At 67.7% G+C, this 17094-nt stretch carries 14 protein-coding genes; 8 read left to right on the top strand and 6 right to left on the bottom strand.

Annotation, left to right across the window (positions count from 1 at the left end):
- Positions 1–30 precede the first annotated feature (30 nt).
- From DVK03_RS07680 to dhaM, 8 genes are all read left to right on the top strand, one after another.
- Positions 31–486: a hypothetical protein gene (locus DVK03_RS07680; protein WP_004063257.1), complete on the top strand. Its 456-nt coding sequence runs from the start codon at positions 31–33 to the stop codon at positions 484–486.
- A 180-nt stretch (positions 487–666) separates the two neighbouring features.
- Positions 667–2082: a DUF4397 domain-containing protein gene (locus DVK03_RS07675; protein ID WP_115802610.1), complete on the top strand. Its 1416-nt coding sequence runs from the start codon at positions 667–669 to the stop codon at positions 2080–2082.
- 135 nt (positions 2083–2217) lie between these two features.
- On the top strand, positions 2218–2523 hold the full coding sequence (locus DVK03_RS07670) for a hypothetical protein (RefSeq protein WP_115802609.1): 306 nt from the start codon (positions 2218–2220) through the stop codon (positions 2521–2523).
- A 32-nt stretch (positions 2524–2555) separates the two neighbouring features.
- The gene (locus tag DVK03_RS07665) at positions 2556–3158 is read left to right on the top strand and encodes a hypothetical protein (RefSeq protein WP_115802608.1); all 603 of its coding nucleotides are present in this window, start codon (positions 2556–2558) and stop codon (positions 3156–3158) included.
- A 380-nt stretch (positions 3159–3538) separates the two neighbouring features.
- Positions 3539–6670: an isoleucine--tRNA ligase gene (gene ileS, locus DVK03_RS07660; protein WP_115802607.1), complete on the top strand. Its 3132-nt coding sequence runs from the start codon at positions 3539–3541 to the stop codon at positions 6668–6670.
- Between the two features lie 165 nt (positions 6671–6835).
- Positions 6836–7834 (top strand): dihydroxyacetone kinase subunit DhaK, encoded by a 999-nt coding sequence (dhaK, locus tag DVK03_RS07655; RefSeq protein WP_115802606.1) that lies wholly within the window; start codon positions 6836–6838, stop codon positions 7832–7834.
- Between the two features lie 123 nt (positions 7835–7957).
- The gene (dhaL, locus tag DVK03_RS07650; protein ID WP_004041423.1) at positions 7958–8656 is read left to right on the top strand and encodes a dihydroxyacetone kinase subunit DhaL; all 699 of its coding nucleotides are present in this window, start codon (positions 7958–7960) and stop codon (positions 8654–8656) included.
- Positions 8653–9039: a dihydroxyacetone kinase phosphoryl donor subunit DhaM gene (gene dhaM, locus DVK03_RS07645; protein WP_004063261.1), complete on the top strand. Its 387-nt coding sequence runs from the start codon at positions 8653–8655 to the stop codon at positions 9037–9039. Before dhaL ends, dhaM begins: the two co-directional genes overlap by 4 nt.
- A gap of 83 nt (positions 9040–9122) precedes the next feature.
- Here the strand turns inward: dhaM and ptsH1 are convergent, their stop codons facing one another.
- The 6 genes from ptsH1 to glpA all read right to left on the bottom strand — a co-directional run bounded on the left by ptsH1 (position 9123) and on the right by glpA (position 16810).
- Positions 9123–9398 (bottom strand): phosphocarrier protein HPr, encoded by a 276-nt coding sequence (ptsH1, locus tag DVK03_RS07640; RefSeq protein ID WP_004063262.1) that lies wholly within the window; start codon positions 9396–9398, stop codon positions 9123–9125.
- A gap of 97 nt (positions 9399–9495) precedes the next feature.
- Entirely contained in the window at positions 9496–10560 is a 1065-nt protein-coding gene (locus tag DVK03_RS07635) for a hypothetical protein (RefSeq protein WP_004063263.1), read from the bottom strand.
- A gap of 3 nt (positions 10561–10563) precedes the next feature.
- Positions 10564–12096, bottom strand: coding sequence for a glycerol kinase GlpK (gene glpK, locus DVK03_RS07630; RefSeq protein WP_004063264.1), 1533 nt, complete (start codon positions 12094–12096; stop codon positions 10564–10566).
- Between the two features lie 364 nt (positions 12097–12460).
- The gene (locus tag DVK03_RS07625; protein WP_049896069.1) at positions 12461–13771 is read right to left on the bottom strand and encodes an anaerobic glycerol-3-phosphate dehydrogenase subunit C; all 1311 of its coding nucleotides are present in this window, start codon (positions 13769–13771) and stop codon (positions 12461–12463) included.
- Positions 13768–15036, bottom strand: coding sequence for a glycerol-3-phosphate dehydrogenase subunit GlpB (gene glpB, locus DVK03_RS07620; protein WP_115802731.1), 1269 nt, complete (start codon positions 15034–15036; stop codon positions 13768–13770). The genes DVK03_RS07625 and glpB overlap by 4 nt, the downstream gene beginning before the upstream one ends.
- On the bottom strand, positions 15023–16810 hold the full coding sequence (glpA, locus tag DVK03_RS07615) for an anaerobic glycerol-3-phosphate dehydrogenase subunit GlpA (protein WP_115802605.1): 1788 nt from the start codon (positions 16808–16810) through the stop codon (positions 15023–15025). Before glpA ends, glpB begins: the two co-directional genes overlap by 14 nt.
- Positions 16811–17094 lie beyond the last annotated feature (284 nt).

Here is a 17094-nt window from a genome sequence, read left to right as displayed (position 1 = left end):
CTTTTCCCCCGCGGCGACCGACTGGCGACCATGCTCGACGTTCCCGTCCCGGCTCCGCCGTCGCTCCCGACCGTCGACCCGAACCAGTACGACGACGCGCAGGTGGCGGCCGACGCCGACTTCAAGCGCGCCGAGTTGGAGGAGTTCCTCGAAGCCGGCGCGTGGGCCGACGCCTTCGAGGCGTGGGCCGCCGAGACGCCCGTCACCGAGGCGCAGTGGGAAATCGTCCTCGACCTCGACCTCCTCTCCCACTTCGACTTCTTCTGGGACGACTTCGCGGACCGCGTCGGCTACCACGCGCCGGGCATCCCCGAGGACTGGAAGGAGCGCGAACTCCACCCCGAACTCACCTCGTGGGGCGAGGTGTCGTCCATCAACGCCGGCCTCACCGAACTCGGACAGGACGTGTGCGACGTGCTCAAAGACGACTACATCGACTGGGAGTCCGAGTACGAAGCGCCCGACGACCTGCCGGACTTCGGCTGAGTCGCCGCATCTCTCCCCGTCCGTCGTTTTTCTTGGCACGGCCTCTCACGACCTCCGAAAACCGTTGGGAATATTCTTTTATTCGTGGTATTCCCGTCGAACGTACTTATTTATGGGGATATTCTGGTCAGATTTGGGAAAACGGTGATGTCCCAATCGCCGCTCTCATCTCCTGTCGCTATGACGAACATGAAACGCCGCGACGTGCTCCGTGGATTCGGTGGCGTCGCCATCGCGGGCGGACTCGCAGGATGTATGGGCGGCGGCACGGCCGACGACGAAACCGAGACGACCACGACGGCGACCCCCACGCCGACGCCGACGCCGACCTCGACGCCGACGCCGGAGCCGGAAATGGCGATGCTCCGCGTGGCGCATCTCTCGCCGGACGCGCCGAACGTCGACGTGTACGTCGACGACGCGGTCGCGCTCTCGGACGTGCCGTTCGGCGCGGTCAGCGACTACCTCTCGGTGCCCGTCGGGACCCGAACGGTGAAAGTGACCGCCGCCGGCGACGAGTCGACCGTCGCCTTCGAGGGCGACCTCGACGTCGCCGAGGCGACCTACACCGTCGCCGCGGTCGGCGAACTCTCCGAGGAGACGTTCGAACCGCTCGTCCTCGAAGACGACGTGTCGCTCCCGGCCGACGACACGGCCCGCGTCCGGGTGGTCCACGCCTCGCCCGACGCACCCGCCGTCGACGTGACCGCCGGCGATACGGTGCTTTTCGACGGTGTCTCCTTCACCCAGTCCGGGAGCGTCGAGGTGCCGGCCGATACTTACGCGCTTCAGGTCCGGGGCGACACGGAGTCGAACGACGGCGACGCGGTCGCGGAGTTCGACGTGGAACTCGCCGGCGGCACCGTCTACACGGTGTTCGCGGCGGGCTATCTGACGCCCGACGACGAGCCGGCCGACGCGGGCTTCCGGCCCGTCGCGGTCGTCGACGCCGGGTCCGGTGGCGGCGGACTCGTCCAGCGCGACGTGTCGCTCCGCGCCGCGCACCTCTCGCCTGACGCGCCGAACGTCGACGTGCTCGTCGACGGGGCGGTCGCGCTCTCGGACGTGCCGTTCGGCGCGGTCAGCGACTACCTCGCGCTGACCGCCGGCTCGCACCAAGTGACGATTCGCGCGACCGACGCGCCCGACACCGTCGTCTTCGACGAGATGCTCGACCTCGCGGCCGGCGCGTACACCGCCGCGGCGCTCGGCGAACTCGACTCGGCGGCCGACAACGGCTTCGCCGTCTCGCTCCTCGAAGACGACCGCTCGGCCCCCGCGGACGACATGGCCCGCGTCCGGGTGCTTCACGCCTCGCCAGACGCGCCCGCAGTCGACGTGACCGTCGCTGGCTCCGGGGACGCCCTCGTCGACGGCGCGGCCTTCGGCGACGCCGCGACCGTCGAGGTCCCCGCGGGCGAGTACACGCTCCAGATTCGGGGCGATACGGAGTCGAACGACGGCGACGTGGCCGCCGAGTTCGACGTCGCGGTCGAGGGCGGCCGCGCCTACACCGCCATCGCGCTCGGCTACCTGACGCCGGACGACGAGCCAGCCGACGCCGCGTTCGACCTCAGCGTCGTCGCGGACAACTGAGCCGGGGCGAGTCATCCGACCGCCCGGCGGTCGGCCTCGCTCAGCCCCACGCTTCCCCTCCGAGCGACCTCCTCTCCAACGAATGACGACGACACGACCCCGACGATTCGGACTGCCGCGCGCCCAGCGGCGGCCATGAGCGTCTGGGTCGACGCCGCGCGGCTCTCGCTCGGCGCGAGCGTCACGTTCCTCGTCGTCATGCTCGGCATCTGGGCGCGGAACTACCTGCTGTTCCGGTCGAAGCACGCGCTCGGTCTCGTCGTCTTCGGCGTCTTTCTGCTCGCACAGAGCCTCTTCGCGCTCTACTACTACCTCGTCGACCCGGCGCTGTCGGTCTGGTTCGCCACGGCCGTCCCCGCCGCGGCGTGGCGGGTGCTGATGGGAATCCACGTCCTCCAAGCGGTCGCGCTGGGGGTCCTCCTGTGGATTACGTGGGATTAAACGTTAACCCGGAGGCCTCCGAGCCTCCTTGCATGGACCGCCGAGCCCTCCTTTCGAGCGCCGCCGCGCTCTCGCTTGCCGGCTTCTCTGGCTGTCTCGCCGACGCCCGACGAACCACCAGCGGTCGAATCCGCGCCGACACCGGCCACTCGAAACTCCACCCGGCAGACGAGCGGTACGTGACCGGGTCGTTCCCCGACGACGCCGATTTCCGCGGGTGGCTCTTTTCGGACCCGCCGGCCGACCAGCGGGACGTGTTCACCGACCGCGCGATGCAGGGGCAGTACTCGAACGACCTGCTGGAAGCCGACGGCGACTCGTTCGTCCTCCTGTTCGAGGTCCGGATGCCCCGCGAGGACGCCGCGTTCTACAACGTCGCGCAGTCGCCGTCGTGGACCGGGTGGCGCGACGCCGACATCCCGATTCGGCGGTCGCCGCCCGCCGACCTCGAACCGTTCGAGGCCGACACGCTCGTCTGCACCCACCTCTCGACGTTCGACGTTGCGAGGGGGGCGGCCCCGACGAACGCCGCGCTCCGGGTGTTCGAGCGCGACGACGAGTCCGGCACGACCCACGGGTCCGACCCCGAACAGACTGTGGCGACCTACCGCGTCGGTCGCTGGGCGGACCGATAGCGTCGGCGTCGCGGTCGGCCAGTTCCGACCTCGGTCGTCGCTCCGTCGCCCAGTATTGCGGGGCGGTAGCCTCCACATCTCTCATCCCCGACTCCCGCCCGTATCGACTTCCGAGCGACAGCGGTCTCTCGTCCGGTGTGACCTGACCACGACCACGGAACCCCACATGGAGCGACACACGACTCGCACCCGACAGGCGTCTCGACAGCGACCAACAGGCCATCGGCAGCGGCCAGCAACCCGGCGACTGCGCCCGCGAGCGCGGCGGGCCGCCCCTCGACGGCGGAGTGTCGTCCATGTCTGAGTCCGACCCGGCGGCACGTCCCGCCGACGCGGACCAGACCCGCCGTTTTGATATATATCCGCGAGAAGGACGGGGTATGGAAGACATCGCAGACCAGTACACGCCGTCGGACGTGGAGTCCGTCGTCGACGAGTACTGGGACGAGAACGACGCGTACGAGGCGACGAAGGAGGCACACGCCGACGACCCGTCGTTCTTCTTCGTCGACGGCCCGCCGTACACCTCCGGGCAGATGCACCTCGGCACGGCGTGGAACAAGACCCTGAAGGACGCCGTCATCCGGCACAAGCGCATGACGGGGCATCAGGTCACGGACCGCCCCGGCTACGACATGCACGGCCTCCCCATCGAGGTCAAAGTCGAGGAGGAACTCGGCTTCACCTCGAAGCGCGACATCGAGGAGTTCGGCATGGAGCAGTTCATCCAGAAGTGCAAGGAGTTCGCCGTCCGCAACCGCGAGGCGATGGACGAGGACTTCCAGTCCATCGGCGCGTGGATGGACTGGGACAACCCCTACCAGACGCTGTCGCCCGAGTACATGGAGTCCGCGTGGTGGGCGTTCTCGAAGGTCGCCGAAAACGGACTCGTCGAACAGGGCAAGCGCAGCGTCAACTACTGCCCGCGCTGTCAGACCGCCATCGCGGCCAACGAGGTCGAGTACGACGAAATCACCTCGCCGTCCATCTACGTCAAGTTCCCCCTGAAGGGCCGCGAGGGCAACCTCGTCATCTGGACGACGACGCCGTGGACCATCCCCGCGAACACGTTCGTCGCCGTCGACGGCGAGATGACGTATCAGGAGGTCCGCGCCGAGAAGGACGGTGAGAGCGAAGTGCTGTACCTCGCCGAACCCTGCGTCGAGGAAGTCCTGAAGAAGGGCCGCTACGAGGACTACGAGGTGCTCTCGGAGGTCACGGGCGAGGAGATGGTCGGCTGGGAGTACGACCACCCGCTCGACGGCGTGGTCGACGAGTACGCCGACTTCGAGGGCGCGGGACAGGTGTACACCGCCGACTACGTCGAGGCCGACCGCACGGGCCTCGTCCACTCCGCGCCCGGTCACGGGCAGGAAGACTTCGCCCGCGGGCAGGAACTCGGCCTCGACGTGTTCGTCCCCGTGGACGACAAAGGCGAGTTCACCGAGCAGGGCGGCGACTACGCGGGCACCTTCGTCCGCGACGCCAACCCGGAGGTCATCGAGGACCTCGACGAACTCGGCCACCTGCTCCACGCCGGCGAGCACGACCACCGCTACGGCCACTGTTGGCGCTGTGACACGGACATCATCTTCCTCGCCACCGACCAGTGGTTCATCACGGTCACCGACGTGAAAGAACAGCTCCTCGACAACATCGAGGTGTCCGAGTGGCACCCGCAGTGGGCCCGCGACAACCGCTTCCGCGACTTCGTGAGCGACGCGCCCGACTGGAACGTCTCCCGGCAGCGCTACTGGGGCATCCCGCTTCCCATCTGGGTTCCGCAGGACGCCGACGCCGAGGACGCACAGGAGATGATTGTCGTCGGCACGCGAGAGGAACTGGCCGAGCGCGCCGACCAGGATATCGACCCCGAGACGGTCGACCTCCACCGGCCCTCGGTCGACCCCATCACCATCACCGAAGACGGCGTCACCTACGAGCGCGTCCCCGACGTGTTCGACGTGTGGATAGACTCCTCGGTCGCCACGTGGGGCACGCTCGACTTCCCCGGCGAGACGGACGCCTACGACGAACTGTGGCCCGCCGACCTCATCATCGAGGCGCACGACCAGACCCGCGGCTGGTTCTGGTCGCAGCTCGGTATGGGCACCGCCGCGACCGGCGAGTCGCCGTACAAGGAGGTCATCATGCACGGCTTCGCCAACGACAAGGACGGCCGCAAGATGTCCAAGTCCGTCGGCAACATCGTGACGCCCGAGGAGGCTATCGACCGCGCCGGCCGCGACCCGCTTCGCGCCTACCTCCTCAGCCACGACCAGCAGGGCGTCGACCTCTCGTTCGAGTGGGACGGCCTCGCGGACACCCAGTCGACGCTCAACATCTTCTGGAACGTCTTCCGCTTCCCGCTTCCGTACATGGACCTCGACGGCTACGACCCCGCCGAGGCCGACCTCTCTGCGGGCGAACTCACCGTCGTCGACGAGTGGGTGCTCTCGCGGCTCCAGACCGTCGAGGCCGAGATGGCCGACGCGTGGGACGATTACGAGGTCTCCACTGCGCTCAACACGCTCCTCGACTTCATCACGAAGGACGTGTCGCGCTTCTACGTGAAGGCCATCCGCGAGCGCATGTGGGACGAGGAGGATTCGGCGTCGAAGCTCGGCGCGTACGCCACGCTCTCGACGGTGCTCTCGGAGTCCATCCGGCTCATCGCGCCCTACGCGCCCTACATGGCCGAGCGGATGTACCAGCGGCTCGACGGCTCGGAGACGACCGTCCACATGCTGTCGTACCCCGAGGCCGACGAGGAGCTCCGAAACGAGGAACTGGAGGCCAACATGGCCGTCCTCCGCGACGTGGAGGAGGCCGCGGCGCACGCCCGCCAACTCGGCGGCCGCAAGCTCCGCTGGCCCGTCTCGCGAATCGTCGTCGAATCCGACGACGAGGACGTCGCCGAGGCGGTCGACGCCCTCTCGGACCTCCTCGCGGAGCGCGTGAACACCCGCGACGTGCAGGTCGTCGAGATCTTCGACGAACTCGTCGAGACGGCCGAGCCGCAGATGAGCGTCATCGGGCCGGAGTTCGGCGCTGAGGCGCAAAAAATCATGGAGGCCGTCGAGGGGCTCTCGCGCGCCGCGGTCGAATCAGGCGTCGAAGTCGACGGCGAGACGTACGACCTCACCGACGAGATGGTCTCGTACCGCGCGGAACCGCCGGAACACGTCAGCGGTGCCGACTTCGAGGGCGGCACGGTCTACGTCGACACCGAACTCACCGACGACATCGAGTCCGAGGGCTACGCCCGCGACGTCATCCGCCGGATTCAGGAGATGCGCAAACAGCTCGACCTCGACGTGGAGGCCGAAATCGACGTGTCGCTCGCCGTCGACGACGAGCGCGTCGCCGGCTTCGTCGAGGAGAACAGCGACCTCATCGCCGAGGAGGTCCGCGCCCGCGAGTTCGACCTCGGAAGCGCCGAGGGCGAGACGGTCGAGACGTGGGACGTCGAAGACGTGTCGGTGACTATCGCGGTCACCCAACTCGACTGAGGCGGTCGCGCGTTTCCGTCCCTCCCCGGTCGCCGCCGGCGTTCGGCCGCCGCCGCGACCCGCGAAATGGAGGGTGCTTACCACCGATTTTTCGCAGACGGCGACCGCCTCGACTTCCGACTGACCAACACTTTTGGCCTCATCGAACGTGAGGGACGGTGAGTCATGAAGAAACTCATCAACGAACCCGGAGCGGTCGTAGACGAGATGCTCGACGGGATGGTCGCGGCGCACCCCGAACTGCGCCGGCTCGACGGCACGAACGTTCTCGTCCGCGACGACGCGCCGGTCGAGGGGAAGGTCGCGGTCGTCTCCGGCGGCGGGTCGGGCCACGAGCCGACGCACGCGGGCTATCTCGGCGACGGAATGCTCGACGGCGCGGCGGCCGGTGAGGTCTTTACCTCCCCGACGGCCGACCAGTTGAACGAGATGATTCAGGCGACGGACGCGGGCGAGGGCGTCCTCTGCGTCGTCAAGAACTACGAGGGCGACGTGATGAACTTCGACACCGCCGCCGAGATGGCCGGCATGGAGGGCGTCGACGTCGAGCAGGTCGTCGTCAACGACGACGTGGCCGTCGAGGACTCGCTGTACACCTCGGGTCGCCGCGGCGTCGCGGGCACCATCTTCGTCCACAAGTGCGCGGGCGCGAAGGCCGCCGCGGGCGGCGACCTCGGTGAGGTCAAAGCGGTCGCGGAGAAGGTCGTCGACAACGTGCGGACGATGGGGATGGCGCTCACCTCCTGTGTCACCCCGGAGAAGGGCGAGCCGACGTTCGACCTCGGCGAGGACGAAATCGAACTCGGCATCGGCATCCACGGCGAGCCGGGCACCGAGCGCGCCGACGTCATGAGCGCCGACGAGATTACCGAACACCTGACCGAGAACGTCCTCGACGACCTCGACCTCGACGAGGGCGAGGAGGTCGTGACGATGGTCAACGGCATGGGCGGCACGCCGCTGTCGGAGCTGTACATCGTCAACCGCAAGCTCCAGTCCATCCTCGACGACCGCGGCGTCGAGACGTGGGACGCGTGGGTCGGCGACTACATGACCTCGCTCGACATGATGGGCTGTTCGGTCTCCGTGCTCCGCGTCGACGACGAGCTCAAGGAACTGCTCGGCGCGCCCGCGGAGACGCCCGGCCTGACCGTCACCGAGTAAGCGACGCGCCGCGTCGTCGGTCGCCGCGAACTCGCGCCGGCGACCCCCGACACGTCACCGATTTTTCGCGGCAGAACAGTCCCGCGGGACAAGGGATTAACCCCCGGCCGACGAAGGTCAGCCATGGCTGACGCAGAGACACAACGCGAAGCGGTGCTGGACGCGCTCGACAACGTCGCGGAGCGCCTCGCCGAGGAGAGGGAGTATCTCACGGACCTCGACTCCGCCATCGGCGACGCCGACCACGGCGCGAACATGGAACGCGGCTTCGGCAAGGCCGCCGACAAGCGCGAGGAGTTCGTCGAGATGGAGCCGAACGAGGTCGTCAAAAACGTCGGGACGACGCTCATCTCGAACGTCGGCGGGGCCTCCGGCCCCCTCTACGGCGGCTCTATCATGTTCGCTAGCCAAGAGCTCGAAGACGGCATCACCGCCGAGTCGTCGGTGGCGTTCGCCGAAGCGTACCTCGACAAGGTCAAGGACCGCGGCGGCGCGCAGGTCGGCGCGAAGACGATGGTCGACGCGCTCGTGCCCGCCGTCCACACCTACAAGAAGTCTATCGAGCAGGACGACCTCCCGCCGCTGGAAGCCCTCGCCAAGGCCGTCGACGCGGCCGAGCGCGGCGTCGCCTTCACCGTCCCCATCAAGGCGATGAAGGGCCGCGCGTCGTTCCTCGACTGGCGCTCGGTCGGCCATCAGGACCCCGGCGCGACGAGCACGCTGTTCATCCTCGAAGAGCTCCTCGAAACGGCCGAGGAGTACCTCGACGGCGAGGTCGACCGCGACGCGCGGGCCGAAGACGCGGTCGGGAGAGGCGAATGATTGGCCTCGTCGTCGTCTCGCACAGCGCGAAGGCGGCCGAGGGAATCGCGGAGGTCGCGGCGCAGATGGGCGGCGGCAACGCCCGCATCGTCCCCGCCGGCGGCGACGAAGACGGCATCGGAACCTCGCCGGACCGCATCCGCGAGGGCATCGAGGAGGCGGACGACGGCGACGGCGTCGTCGTCCTCGTCGACCTCGGCAGCGCCGTGATGAACGCGGAGCTCGCCATCGAGATGGCGATGGACTCCGAGGCGGTCATCGCGGACGCGCCGGTGCTGGAGGGGACGCTCAACGCGGCCGTCGAGACGACGAGCAAGAAGGCGACGCTCGACTCGGTCGTCGAGCGCGCCGAGGACGCCCGCGACTACCGGAAGCTGAACTGATCTGCGCTGAACCGGCCGAACTGAGTCGGTTCGTCGATTCGTGCCGGTAAAACACCGACGCGGGAGCGGCGGGCCGTCGGTTCTTATTCTTCGTCGCCGGATTCGGGCGTCGAGAGCACTGCTTCGAGCGCGTCGAGCGCGGCCTCCGCGTCGTCGCCGTCGGCGACGAGGCGAATCTCCTCGCCGTGGCCGACGCCGAGGCCGGTGACGGCGAGCATGCTGGCGGCGGGGACGAGGTCGTCCTCGTCGGCCCGGCCGAGTTGGACGTCGGCGTCGAAGGAGTTCGCGGTCTCGACGAACTGGGAGGCGGGACGTGCGTGCAGGCCGTCTTTCGGGACGACGGTGACGATGCGTTCCATACGTCGGGTATCGACCGCGGAGCGTTATCGCTACCGGTTGCGGAACGCAGCGCAGAAAAATCGTGAACGACGGGTGCGGGGCCGGAGGCGTCCGGGTTTAGAGCCCGAGGTACGCCGAGTTCGGGATGACCCCGAGCAGGAACAGCACGCCGATGAGCAGCGAATAGATGGTAATCGACATCGCCGGCGGGTCCACGTGCGTCCCGGAGTGCGCGTAGGCGATACGCTGGGTGAGTTCCCCGAGGAGCGCACCGATGACGCCACCGACCGCGGCGGCGACGATGATGAGCGGTTCGTTACCGCCGACCATCGGCGCGGCGACGCCCGCGAACGCCGACCCACCGAGGGTGATGTGGTGGGTGACGGGAATCTTCTCGACGCCGAGGTTCAAGAACAGCAGGCTGGCCGCCGAGATACCGTAGGCGAGGAAGAAGCTCCCCGTGATGAGCCACGCCCAGCCGCCGAGAATACCGGCCCCGAGGCCGATAACGACGATGTTGACCCACTTGTACTGGTGGGGGAGCCACGGCTCGGTCGCGGGCCGACCGCTACCGTCGCCGCGCATCTCGCCCTTCTCGAACGGCGACATGTCGAGGAGGCCGCTGCCGGCGGGCGAGCCGATGAGCGGGTAGTCGAAGGCGACGCGTGCGATGAGCGCCGTCGTCATGACCGACAGCGCGACGCTGTCGAGCGGGAGGCCGATACCGCCGGCGACCCGGGAGATGAGGAGCCCGAGGACGCCGAACAGGCCGCCGACGGCGAGGATGTCGGGCTTCGTGCCGAAGGCGTACGTGATGTCCTTCCCGAAGTGGTAGCCGCCCTCGCTGGGGTTCATGTCGGCGTACCGCTTGCCCGCGTAGGCGCTGGCGGCGACACCGCCGGCGAAGGCGATGTGCGGGCCGACGAACGGACCGAACCCGATACTGCCGGTGATACCCGTGCCGAGCTCGCCGGCGGTGACGAGGTCGGCACCTTCGAACTGTCGGATGACGATGCCCGCCGTCTCGCCGAGCAGCACGACGAAGCCGGTGAAGATGAACGACGGCAGCGCGCCGAGCGCCGCGCCGAACATGCCGCCCGCGAACGCCGCGAGCAGGAGGACGATGAACCGCTCGGTACTGACGCCGATGACCGGAATCTGGAGTGCGAATGCTTCGAACACGTGTTATTCCTCCCGTGCCCAGTCGAGCGAGCGGTCGACGGCCTCTTTCCAGCGGCCGTAGCGGTGCTCGACGTTCTGTGGGTCTTTCGGCTCGAACTCGCGGTCCACCTGCCAGTTCTCGCGGAGTTCGTCGAGCGTCTCCCAGTAGCCGACGGCGAGGCCGGCGGCGTAGGCCGCGCCGAGGGCGGTCGTCTCGTCGACCTGCGGGCGGACGATTTCCGTGTCGAGGATGTTCGACTGGAGCTGACAGAGGAAGTTGTTCTTGACAGCGCCGCCGTCGACGCGGAGACTGGAGAGGTCGATGTCGCTGTCGGACTCCATCGCCTCGGCCACGTCGCGCGTCTGGAACGCGATGGATTCGAGCGTCGCGCGGACGATGTGCTCACGGCGGGTGCCGCGGGTCATGCCGACGATGGTACCGCGGGCGCGCTGGTCCCAGTGGGGCGCACCGAGGCCCGTGAACGCGGGGACGAAGTAGACGCCGTCGGTGGATTCGACCGACCGAGCGAGCTTCTCGGACTCGGCGGCGTTGTCGATGAGCGTCATGTCTTCGAGCCACTCGATAGCCGCGCCCGTGATGAAGATGGAGCCTTCGAGGGCGTACTGGACCGGCTCACCGGAGCGCTGGAAGCCGACGGTGGTGAGGAGGCCGTGTTCGGACATGACCGCCTCGTCGCCGGTGTTCATCAGCATGAACGAGCCGGTGCCGTAGGTGTTCTTCGCGTCGCCGGCGTCGAAACAGGTCTGGCCGAACAGCGCGGCCTGCTGGTCACCGAGCGCGCCGGCGACGGGGACTTCCGCGCCGAGGAAGCCGTCGGCGTCGGTCGTGCCGTAGTAGTCGTCGTCGGACGACGGGCGGACCTCGGGGAGGAGTTCGCGCGGGACGTTGAACTCGTCGAGGAGTTCGTCGTCCCACTCCATGTCGTGGATGTTGAACAGCATGGTCCGCGACGCGTTCGTCACGTCCGTGATGTGGTTCCCCGTCAGATTGTAGATGAGCCACGTGTCGATGGTCCCGAAGGCGAGTTCGCCGTCGGCGGCGCGGTCTCGGATATCTTCGGGTCGGGAGCGCTGGAGCTTGATGGGGTCGGAGTTGTCCAGCAGCCACTCGGCTTTCGTCGCAGAGAAGTACGCGTCGGGTTCGAGCCCCGTCTTCGCGCGCACGTCGTCGGTCTTGCCCTCCGCTTCGAGCGTCTCGATGCGGTCGGTCGTCCGACGGTCCTGCCAGACGATGGCGTTGTGAATCGGCTGTCCGGTCTCACGGTCCCAGACGAGCGTCGTCTCGCGCTGGTTCGTGATGCCGATGGCTTCTAACTGCTCGGCGTCGAGCCCGGCGCTCGAAAGCGCCGCGTCGATGACCTGCTTCGTGTTGTCCCAAATCTCGTTTGCGTCGTGTTCGACCCAACCGGGCTCCGGGTAGATCTGTTCGTGCTTCTCGTAGGCGTTGGCGACCACCTTGCCGTCGTGGTCGAACACCATGAACCGCGTGCCTGTGGTACCTTGGTCGATGGCACCGACGTAAGTTTCTCCTGACATTTCTAACCAACCTCGATACGAACTCTCGGTGTGAGAGTCCTACCACTACAAACGTGTACAAATTATATGATAAATGTTTCTTTACTACTGCCCCGCATACTGTGGCGTTTGTATTCGGGGTAGAGGGCTTGTACCCACTGTATTCGGGAGTTTTATTTCACACGGGCGCTTTTTTCGACCGTTTTAACCATCGGGTCGGTCCGGCGAACAGAACGACCGCGTCCGCCGATTAACGGGGAAAAACGGCGATTAACCGGCAACACGGTCCTCTAAACCGCCGCCGAACCGGCGCGCGCGCCGAGCGCGACGCGGCCCGAGTGGTGCGGCGCTCGAACGCGTCCCGTCCGTCAGTTGTGCGCGCGAGTCAGACCAGCGCCTCTTCGAGGAGCTGGAGCGGGTGCTTGATGTCGTAGCCCGTGCCGTGTTCCATCTGCATCGAGCAGGTGGGGCACTCGGTCATGCCGACGCTCCCCTGGGCGTGCTCCATGTGGTCGAACATGTCCGCGCCGATCTGCATCGACTTGTCGTACTTCTCTTCCTTCCAGCCGTAGGTGCCGGAGATGCCGGAACAGGAGTCGCCCACGTCCTCGATTTCGACGCCGTCGAGCTGGCGGAACAGCTCGACCGCCTGCCGGTCGAGGCCCTGATTGCGGCCGTGACACGGCGCGTGGTACGCGAACGCCTGGTCGTCGACCGAGGCCTCGCGAACCGCGCCTTCGAGGTCCTCGTGGATACGGAGGTACTCCAGCGCCTCGTAGGTGTGCGCCGAGAGGTCCTCGATACCGTCGATGTCGAACAGTTCGGGGTACTCCTGGCGGAGCGACATCGAACAGGAGGTACACGACGCGATGATGTCGTAGCCCTCGGGGATGAGCCCCGCGAAGTTGTCGACGTTGATGCCGGCGGCGCGCTTGGCGTCGTCGAGCATCCCGTTTGCGAACATCGGCGTCCCGGAACAGCGCTGCTTGGGGACGACGACCTCGTAGCCGAACGACTCGAAGACGCGGACCATCGCCTTGCCCACCTCGGGCGTGTTGTAGTTGGAGTAACAGCCGTGGAAGTAGGCGACGCGCTTTTCCTCGGAGCGGACCTGCGGGCCGCCGCGTTCGTTCCACCACTCGCGGAACGTCTGGGTGGCGAACTCGGGGAAGTCGCGCTCGGCCGTGATGCCGAGCACTTTCTCGTTTATCCGCTGGACGACCGAGTTGCCCATGACGGCGTTCGCCAGCCGCGGGAACATGCTGCCCAACTGGGCGAGCGTGCCGTAGTTGGCGAGGATGCGGTTGCGGATGTACTCCCGCGAGAGCTTGTCCATCTGCTCGTCGACGTACTCGCCGCGGGCCGTGTTGTGCATCTGGCTGAGCGGGACGCCCGAGGGACAGGCGTCGTCACAGCGCATGCAGTTCGAACACGACATGATGGAGTCGTCGACGGCCTCGTCTTCCTTGCGCTTGAGCCGCCACTGCTCCGGTCCCTGGAACTTCGGCCCGGGGAACTCGTCGTCGACTTCCGCGACCGGGCAGGACACGTCGCAGGCGGTGCACTTGTAACAGTTGTCCGCGCCGGGACGGAGGTCCATATCGGTGCTGTCGGGGAACACCTCGACGGCCTCGAAGTCGTCTGTCTGTGCGTCGGGGGTCAAAGTCGGGTTGCCTGGGGATTCTGCGTCACTCATCTGGTTGCCTCCTCGCCCGCGAGTCGGCCGGCGACGGCACCCGTCGCCAAGGAGACGCCGCTCGCGGATTTCTCGCGCGCCACGTCGGCACCGCCGACGACGCCGCCCGCGGCGCGCAGGTTCTCGAAGTGCGGTTCGCCGTCTTCGTCGGTCGGTCGGAGTTCGTCGTCGGGGACGACGCCGAAGCGCGCGAACGCGTGGTCGCCGAACGCCTCGGGGGCGGACCAGTCGTAGCGGTCCTCGGGGTGCGGGACGTGACAGCCGAAGACGGGCTCCGTGACCGATTCGCGGTCGGAGTCGAGGCCCTTGCCGACGAGGCCGCCCGTCGCGAGGACGACCTGGTCGGCCGAGTAGGGCGTCGGTCGGCTCTTCTGGTCGACGACGACGGTCTCGACGCGGCCGGCGTCGGCCTCGAAGTCGACCGCCGGGTTGCCCGCGGAGATGCGGACGCCCGCCTCGTCGAGCGCGTCGAACAGGATGTCTTCGAGCTTGAGTCCGAGCAGGCTCGGCGGCCCGGTCGGCACCTCGAAGACGGGGACGCCGAGTCGGTCGGAAAGCTCCGCGCGGACGTCCTCGTCGTGGTCGTCGCCGAGCATCGCCGGGAAACCGACGCGCGACTCGCCGTCTAACTCGTCGGCGACGGTGTCAGCGAGGACGGAGCGGACCGTGCCGCCGTCCACGTCCTCGTCGCGGTCGAGCGCCTTGGCAAACCGGGTCACCTTCGCGTCGGCGCGGAACCGCTTGGGGAACTCGACGGTGACGCCGCGGGCCGAAAACGGCACGCCGGCGGCCGCGAGGTGGTCGGCCGCGACGGGCGCGTCGAAGTCCGTGAGACCCGCGAAGCCGACGAGCAGCGTGTCGCCCGACGAACTGGCGAGGCCGGGCGCGACCGACGCGGGATACCGAGCGGTCGGCTTCACCGCACCGCCGTGGGTCATCACGAGCGCGTTCGAATCGGTGTGGCCGCCGCGGTAAGCGTCACCGACCGCCTCGTCGAAGATGCGGAGACCGGCGCGGACGCCGTCCTCGCCGACGACGCGGTAGGGGTGGCCCTCCGGGAGCGCGTCGAGGCCGGCGTAGGGGTCCGAGAGGGGACCGTCGCCGCCGGCGTAGCCGAGCACGTCCACGAGGCCGCTGGCCTGTCGGAGCGTGCTCTTCTTGTGGGCGAGCAGGCGCACGCGAGCGCCCGTCTCCGCGGCCGAGAGCGCGGCCGTGCAGGCGGCGATGCCGCCGCCGATGACGAGCACGTCGTCAGTTATCGCCATCTGCACCTCCGAGCGCGTCGTCGTCCGCGCGGTCCGCGGCCCGTTCGCGGCCGCCGTCTGCCACCGCGCCGCCGGACGCGACGCCCGAGGCGTCGCCCTCCGACGCGCCGCCGTCGTCGAAGGCGGCGAAGTCGATGTCGGCGTCGGCCGCGGCGGGGTCCTCGTCGCGGTTCATCGTCGCCGCGTGGAGCATGTGCTTCAGCGCGGTCTGGGAGAGCTGCGTGCCCCACATGGCGTGGCGCTCGCCCTTCCAGCGCTCCTGATAGAGGTCGTCGAGGGAGGCGCGGACGGTCTTTTCGTCGTACTCGGGCGCGAGTTCGTTCGCCATCCGGTGACAGCAAATCGCGCCCTGACAGTTGCCCATCGAGGCGCGCGTCTGGATGCGCACGGAGTTGAGGTCCGTGCCCGCGGTGTCGAGGGCGTCCTGAATCTCCGCGCGGGTGACGGCCTCGCACTCGCAGACGACCGGGTTGGGGTCGACGCTGTTGAGGACTTCGTCGGCGCGCGAGCCGAGGCGCTGGGCCGACCGGCGGCCGATGGGTGACCGCAGGCCGAAGTCGTCCATGTAGTCGCGGAGGACGGTGAAGTCCTCGCTGCCCGGTAGCGGCTCGTCGGCGGTGCGGCACTCGGCGTCGACGCCGAGCTTCTCGCAGATGTGGTCAGAAATCTGTTCGGCCATCATCCGGTAGGTCGTGAGCTTGCCGCCGACGATGCTCGTCATGCCCGGCAGGTCGTCGCGGTCGGCGTGGTCCAACAGGAAGAACTCGCGGGTGATGTCCGTCGGGTCCTCCGTGCCGGTGCCCGGCGGCTCGTACAGCGGGCGGACGCCCCAGAAGGAGCGAATCGTCCGCGCGTCGGCCAGCATGGGCACGAGCTCCGAGAGCGTCTCTATCATCAGGTCGACTTCCCAGCCCTCCTCGGGGTAGTCCTCGGGGTCTTCGACTTCCTCGTCGGTCGTCCCGAGGATGCACGTCGTCTCGTGGGGGACGATGATGTCGGCGTCGCCCTTCGGCCGACAGCGGTTGACGACCGTGTCGACCTGCCGGGTGTTCATGATGGTCATGACGCCCTTCGACGGGCGGACCTCCACGTCGACGCCCGCGAGGTCACCGATTTGGCCGGCCCACGCGCCCGTCGCGTTGACGACGTAGTCGGCGCGGATTTCCTCGACCTCGCCGGGTTCGCCGTGGACGTACGGGCCGGTGCCGGTCTGGTGGGTGACCTCGACGCCGACGACCTCGCCGCCCTCGACGAGCACGTCCGTGACCTCGGAGTGCGTCTCGATGCGCGCGCCGTGTTCGACGGCGCTCGCGGCGTTCGCCACGCAGAGGCGGAACGGGTCGACCGCGCCGTCGGGGACCTTGATGGCGCGCTTGATGTCCTTCGCGAGGTACGGCTCTATCTCGCGGGCTTCCTCGGCGGACAGCACTTCGGCCGGAATACCGCACTCGCGGCAGCCCTCCAGTTTCTTCTCGAAGTACTCGTCGGAGTCCTCGGGGCGCTGGACGAACAGCCCGCCCGTCATCTCGACGCAGTGGCCCGCGATACGCCGCAGGACGCGGTTCTCTTCGATACACTCCTTGGCGGACGGCTGGTCCGACACCGCGTACCGGCCCCCGCTGTGGAGGAGTCCGTGCATCCGCCCCGTCGTCCCGTGTGTGAGGTTCCCCTTCTCGACGAGGGTCACGTCCAGCCCGCGCATCGCGAGGTCGCGCGCGATGCCCGTGCCGGTCGACCCCCCGCCAATGACGAGGACGCTCGGCGATTTTTTCATCTGTCTTTCGTGAGGTAGGACCGACGGCACTTTATTTTACCTTCACTCGTCTCGCGCCCCGTTCGTCTCACAGAACGGACCACTTCACAGACCGGAATGCCATCGTAGTGGTCGTAGAATACCGTATCTCGGCGTTTCTACGCCGAATCAAAACGACGGCAATAATTCAAAATTATTGTTACTATTAGTTACGATTGCTTCGAGCTCGGCGGTCGTCACGAACCTCTCAACTGCCTTTGAAGCGCTCCGAACGGCCGATTTTAGTGTTTCGTGTTCTCATTCCA

Source organism: Haloferax sp. Atlit-109R, assembly GCF_003665865.1.
GTDB classification, from domain to species: domain Archaea; phylum Halobacteriota; class Halobacteria; order Halobacteriales; family Haloferacaceae; genus Haloferax; species Haloferax volcanii.
The sequence above is the reverse complement of the archived record's forward strand: the minus strand, read 5'-3'. Positions and strand labels throughout refer to the sequence as shown.

Excerpts from the sequence above, each read along its gene's own strand:
- dhaM (WP_004063261.1), top strand. The coding sequence starts at position 8,653 with ATGATTGGCCTCGTCGTCGTCTCGCACAGCGCGAAGGCGGCCGAGGGA.
- DVK03_RS07680 (WP_004063257.1), top strand. The coding sequence starts at position 31 with ATGCTCGACGTTCCCGTCCCGGCTCCGCCGTCGCTCCCGACCGTCGAC.
- glpK (WP_004063264.1), bottom strand. The coding sequence starts at position 12,096 with ATGTCAGGAGAAACTTACGTCGGTGCCATCGACCAAGGTACCACAGGC.
- glpB (WP_115802731.1), bottom strand. The coding sequence starts at position 15,036 with ATGGCGATAACTGACGACGTGCTCGTCATCGGCGGCGGCATCGCCGCC.
- dhaL (WP_004041423.1), top strand. The coding sequence starts at position 7,958 with ATGGCTGACGCAGAGACACAACGCGAAGCGGTGCTGGACGCGCTCGAC.
- ptsH1 (WP_004063262.1), bottom strand. The coding sequence starts at position 9,398 with ATGGAACGCATCGTCACCGTCGTCCCGAAAGACGGCCTGCACGCACGT.
- DVK03_RS07625 (WP_049896069.1), bottom strand. The coding sequence starts at position 13,771 with ATGAGTGACGCAGAATCCCCAGGCAACCCGACTTTGACCCCCGACGCA.
- DVK03_RS07670 (WP_115802609.1), top strand. The coding sequence starts at position 2,218 with ATGAGCGTCTGGGTCGACGCCGCGCGGCTCTCGCTCGGCGCGAGCGTC.
- glpA (WP_115802605.1), bottom strand. The coding sequence starts at position 16,810 with ATGAAAAAATCGCCGAGCGTCCTCGTCATTGGCGGGGGGTCGACCGGC.
- DVK03_RS07665 (WP_115802608.1), top strand. The coding sequence starts at position 2,556 with ATGGACCGCCGAGCCCTCCTTTCGAGCGCCGCCGCGCTCTCGCTTGCC.
- dhaK (WP_115802606.1), top strand. The coding sequence starts at position 6,836 with ATGAAGAAACTCATCAACGAACCCGGAGCGGTCGTAGACGAGATGCTC.
- ileS (WP_115802607.1), top strand. The coding sequence starts at position 3,539 with ATGGAAGACATCGCAGACCAGTACACGCCGTCGGACGTGGAGTCCGTC.
- DVK03_RS07675 (WP_115802610.1), top strand. The coding sequence starts at position 667 with ATGACGAACATGAAACGCCGCGACGTGCTCCGTGGATTCGGTGGCGTC.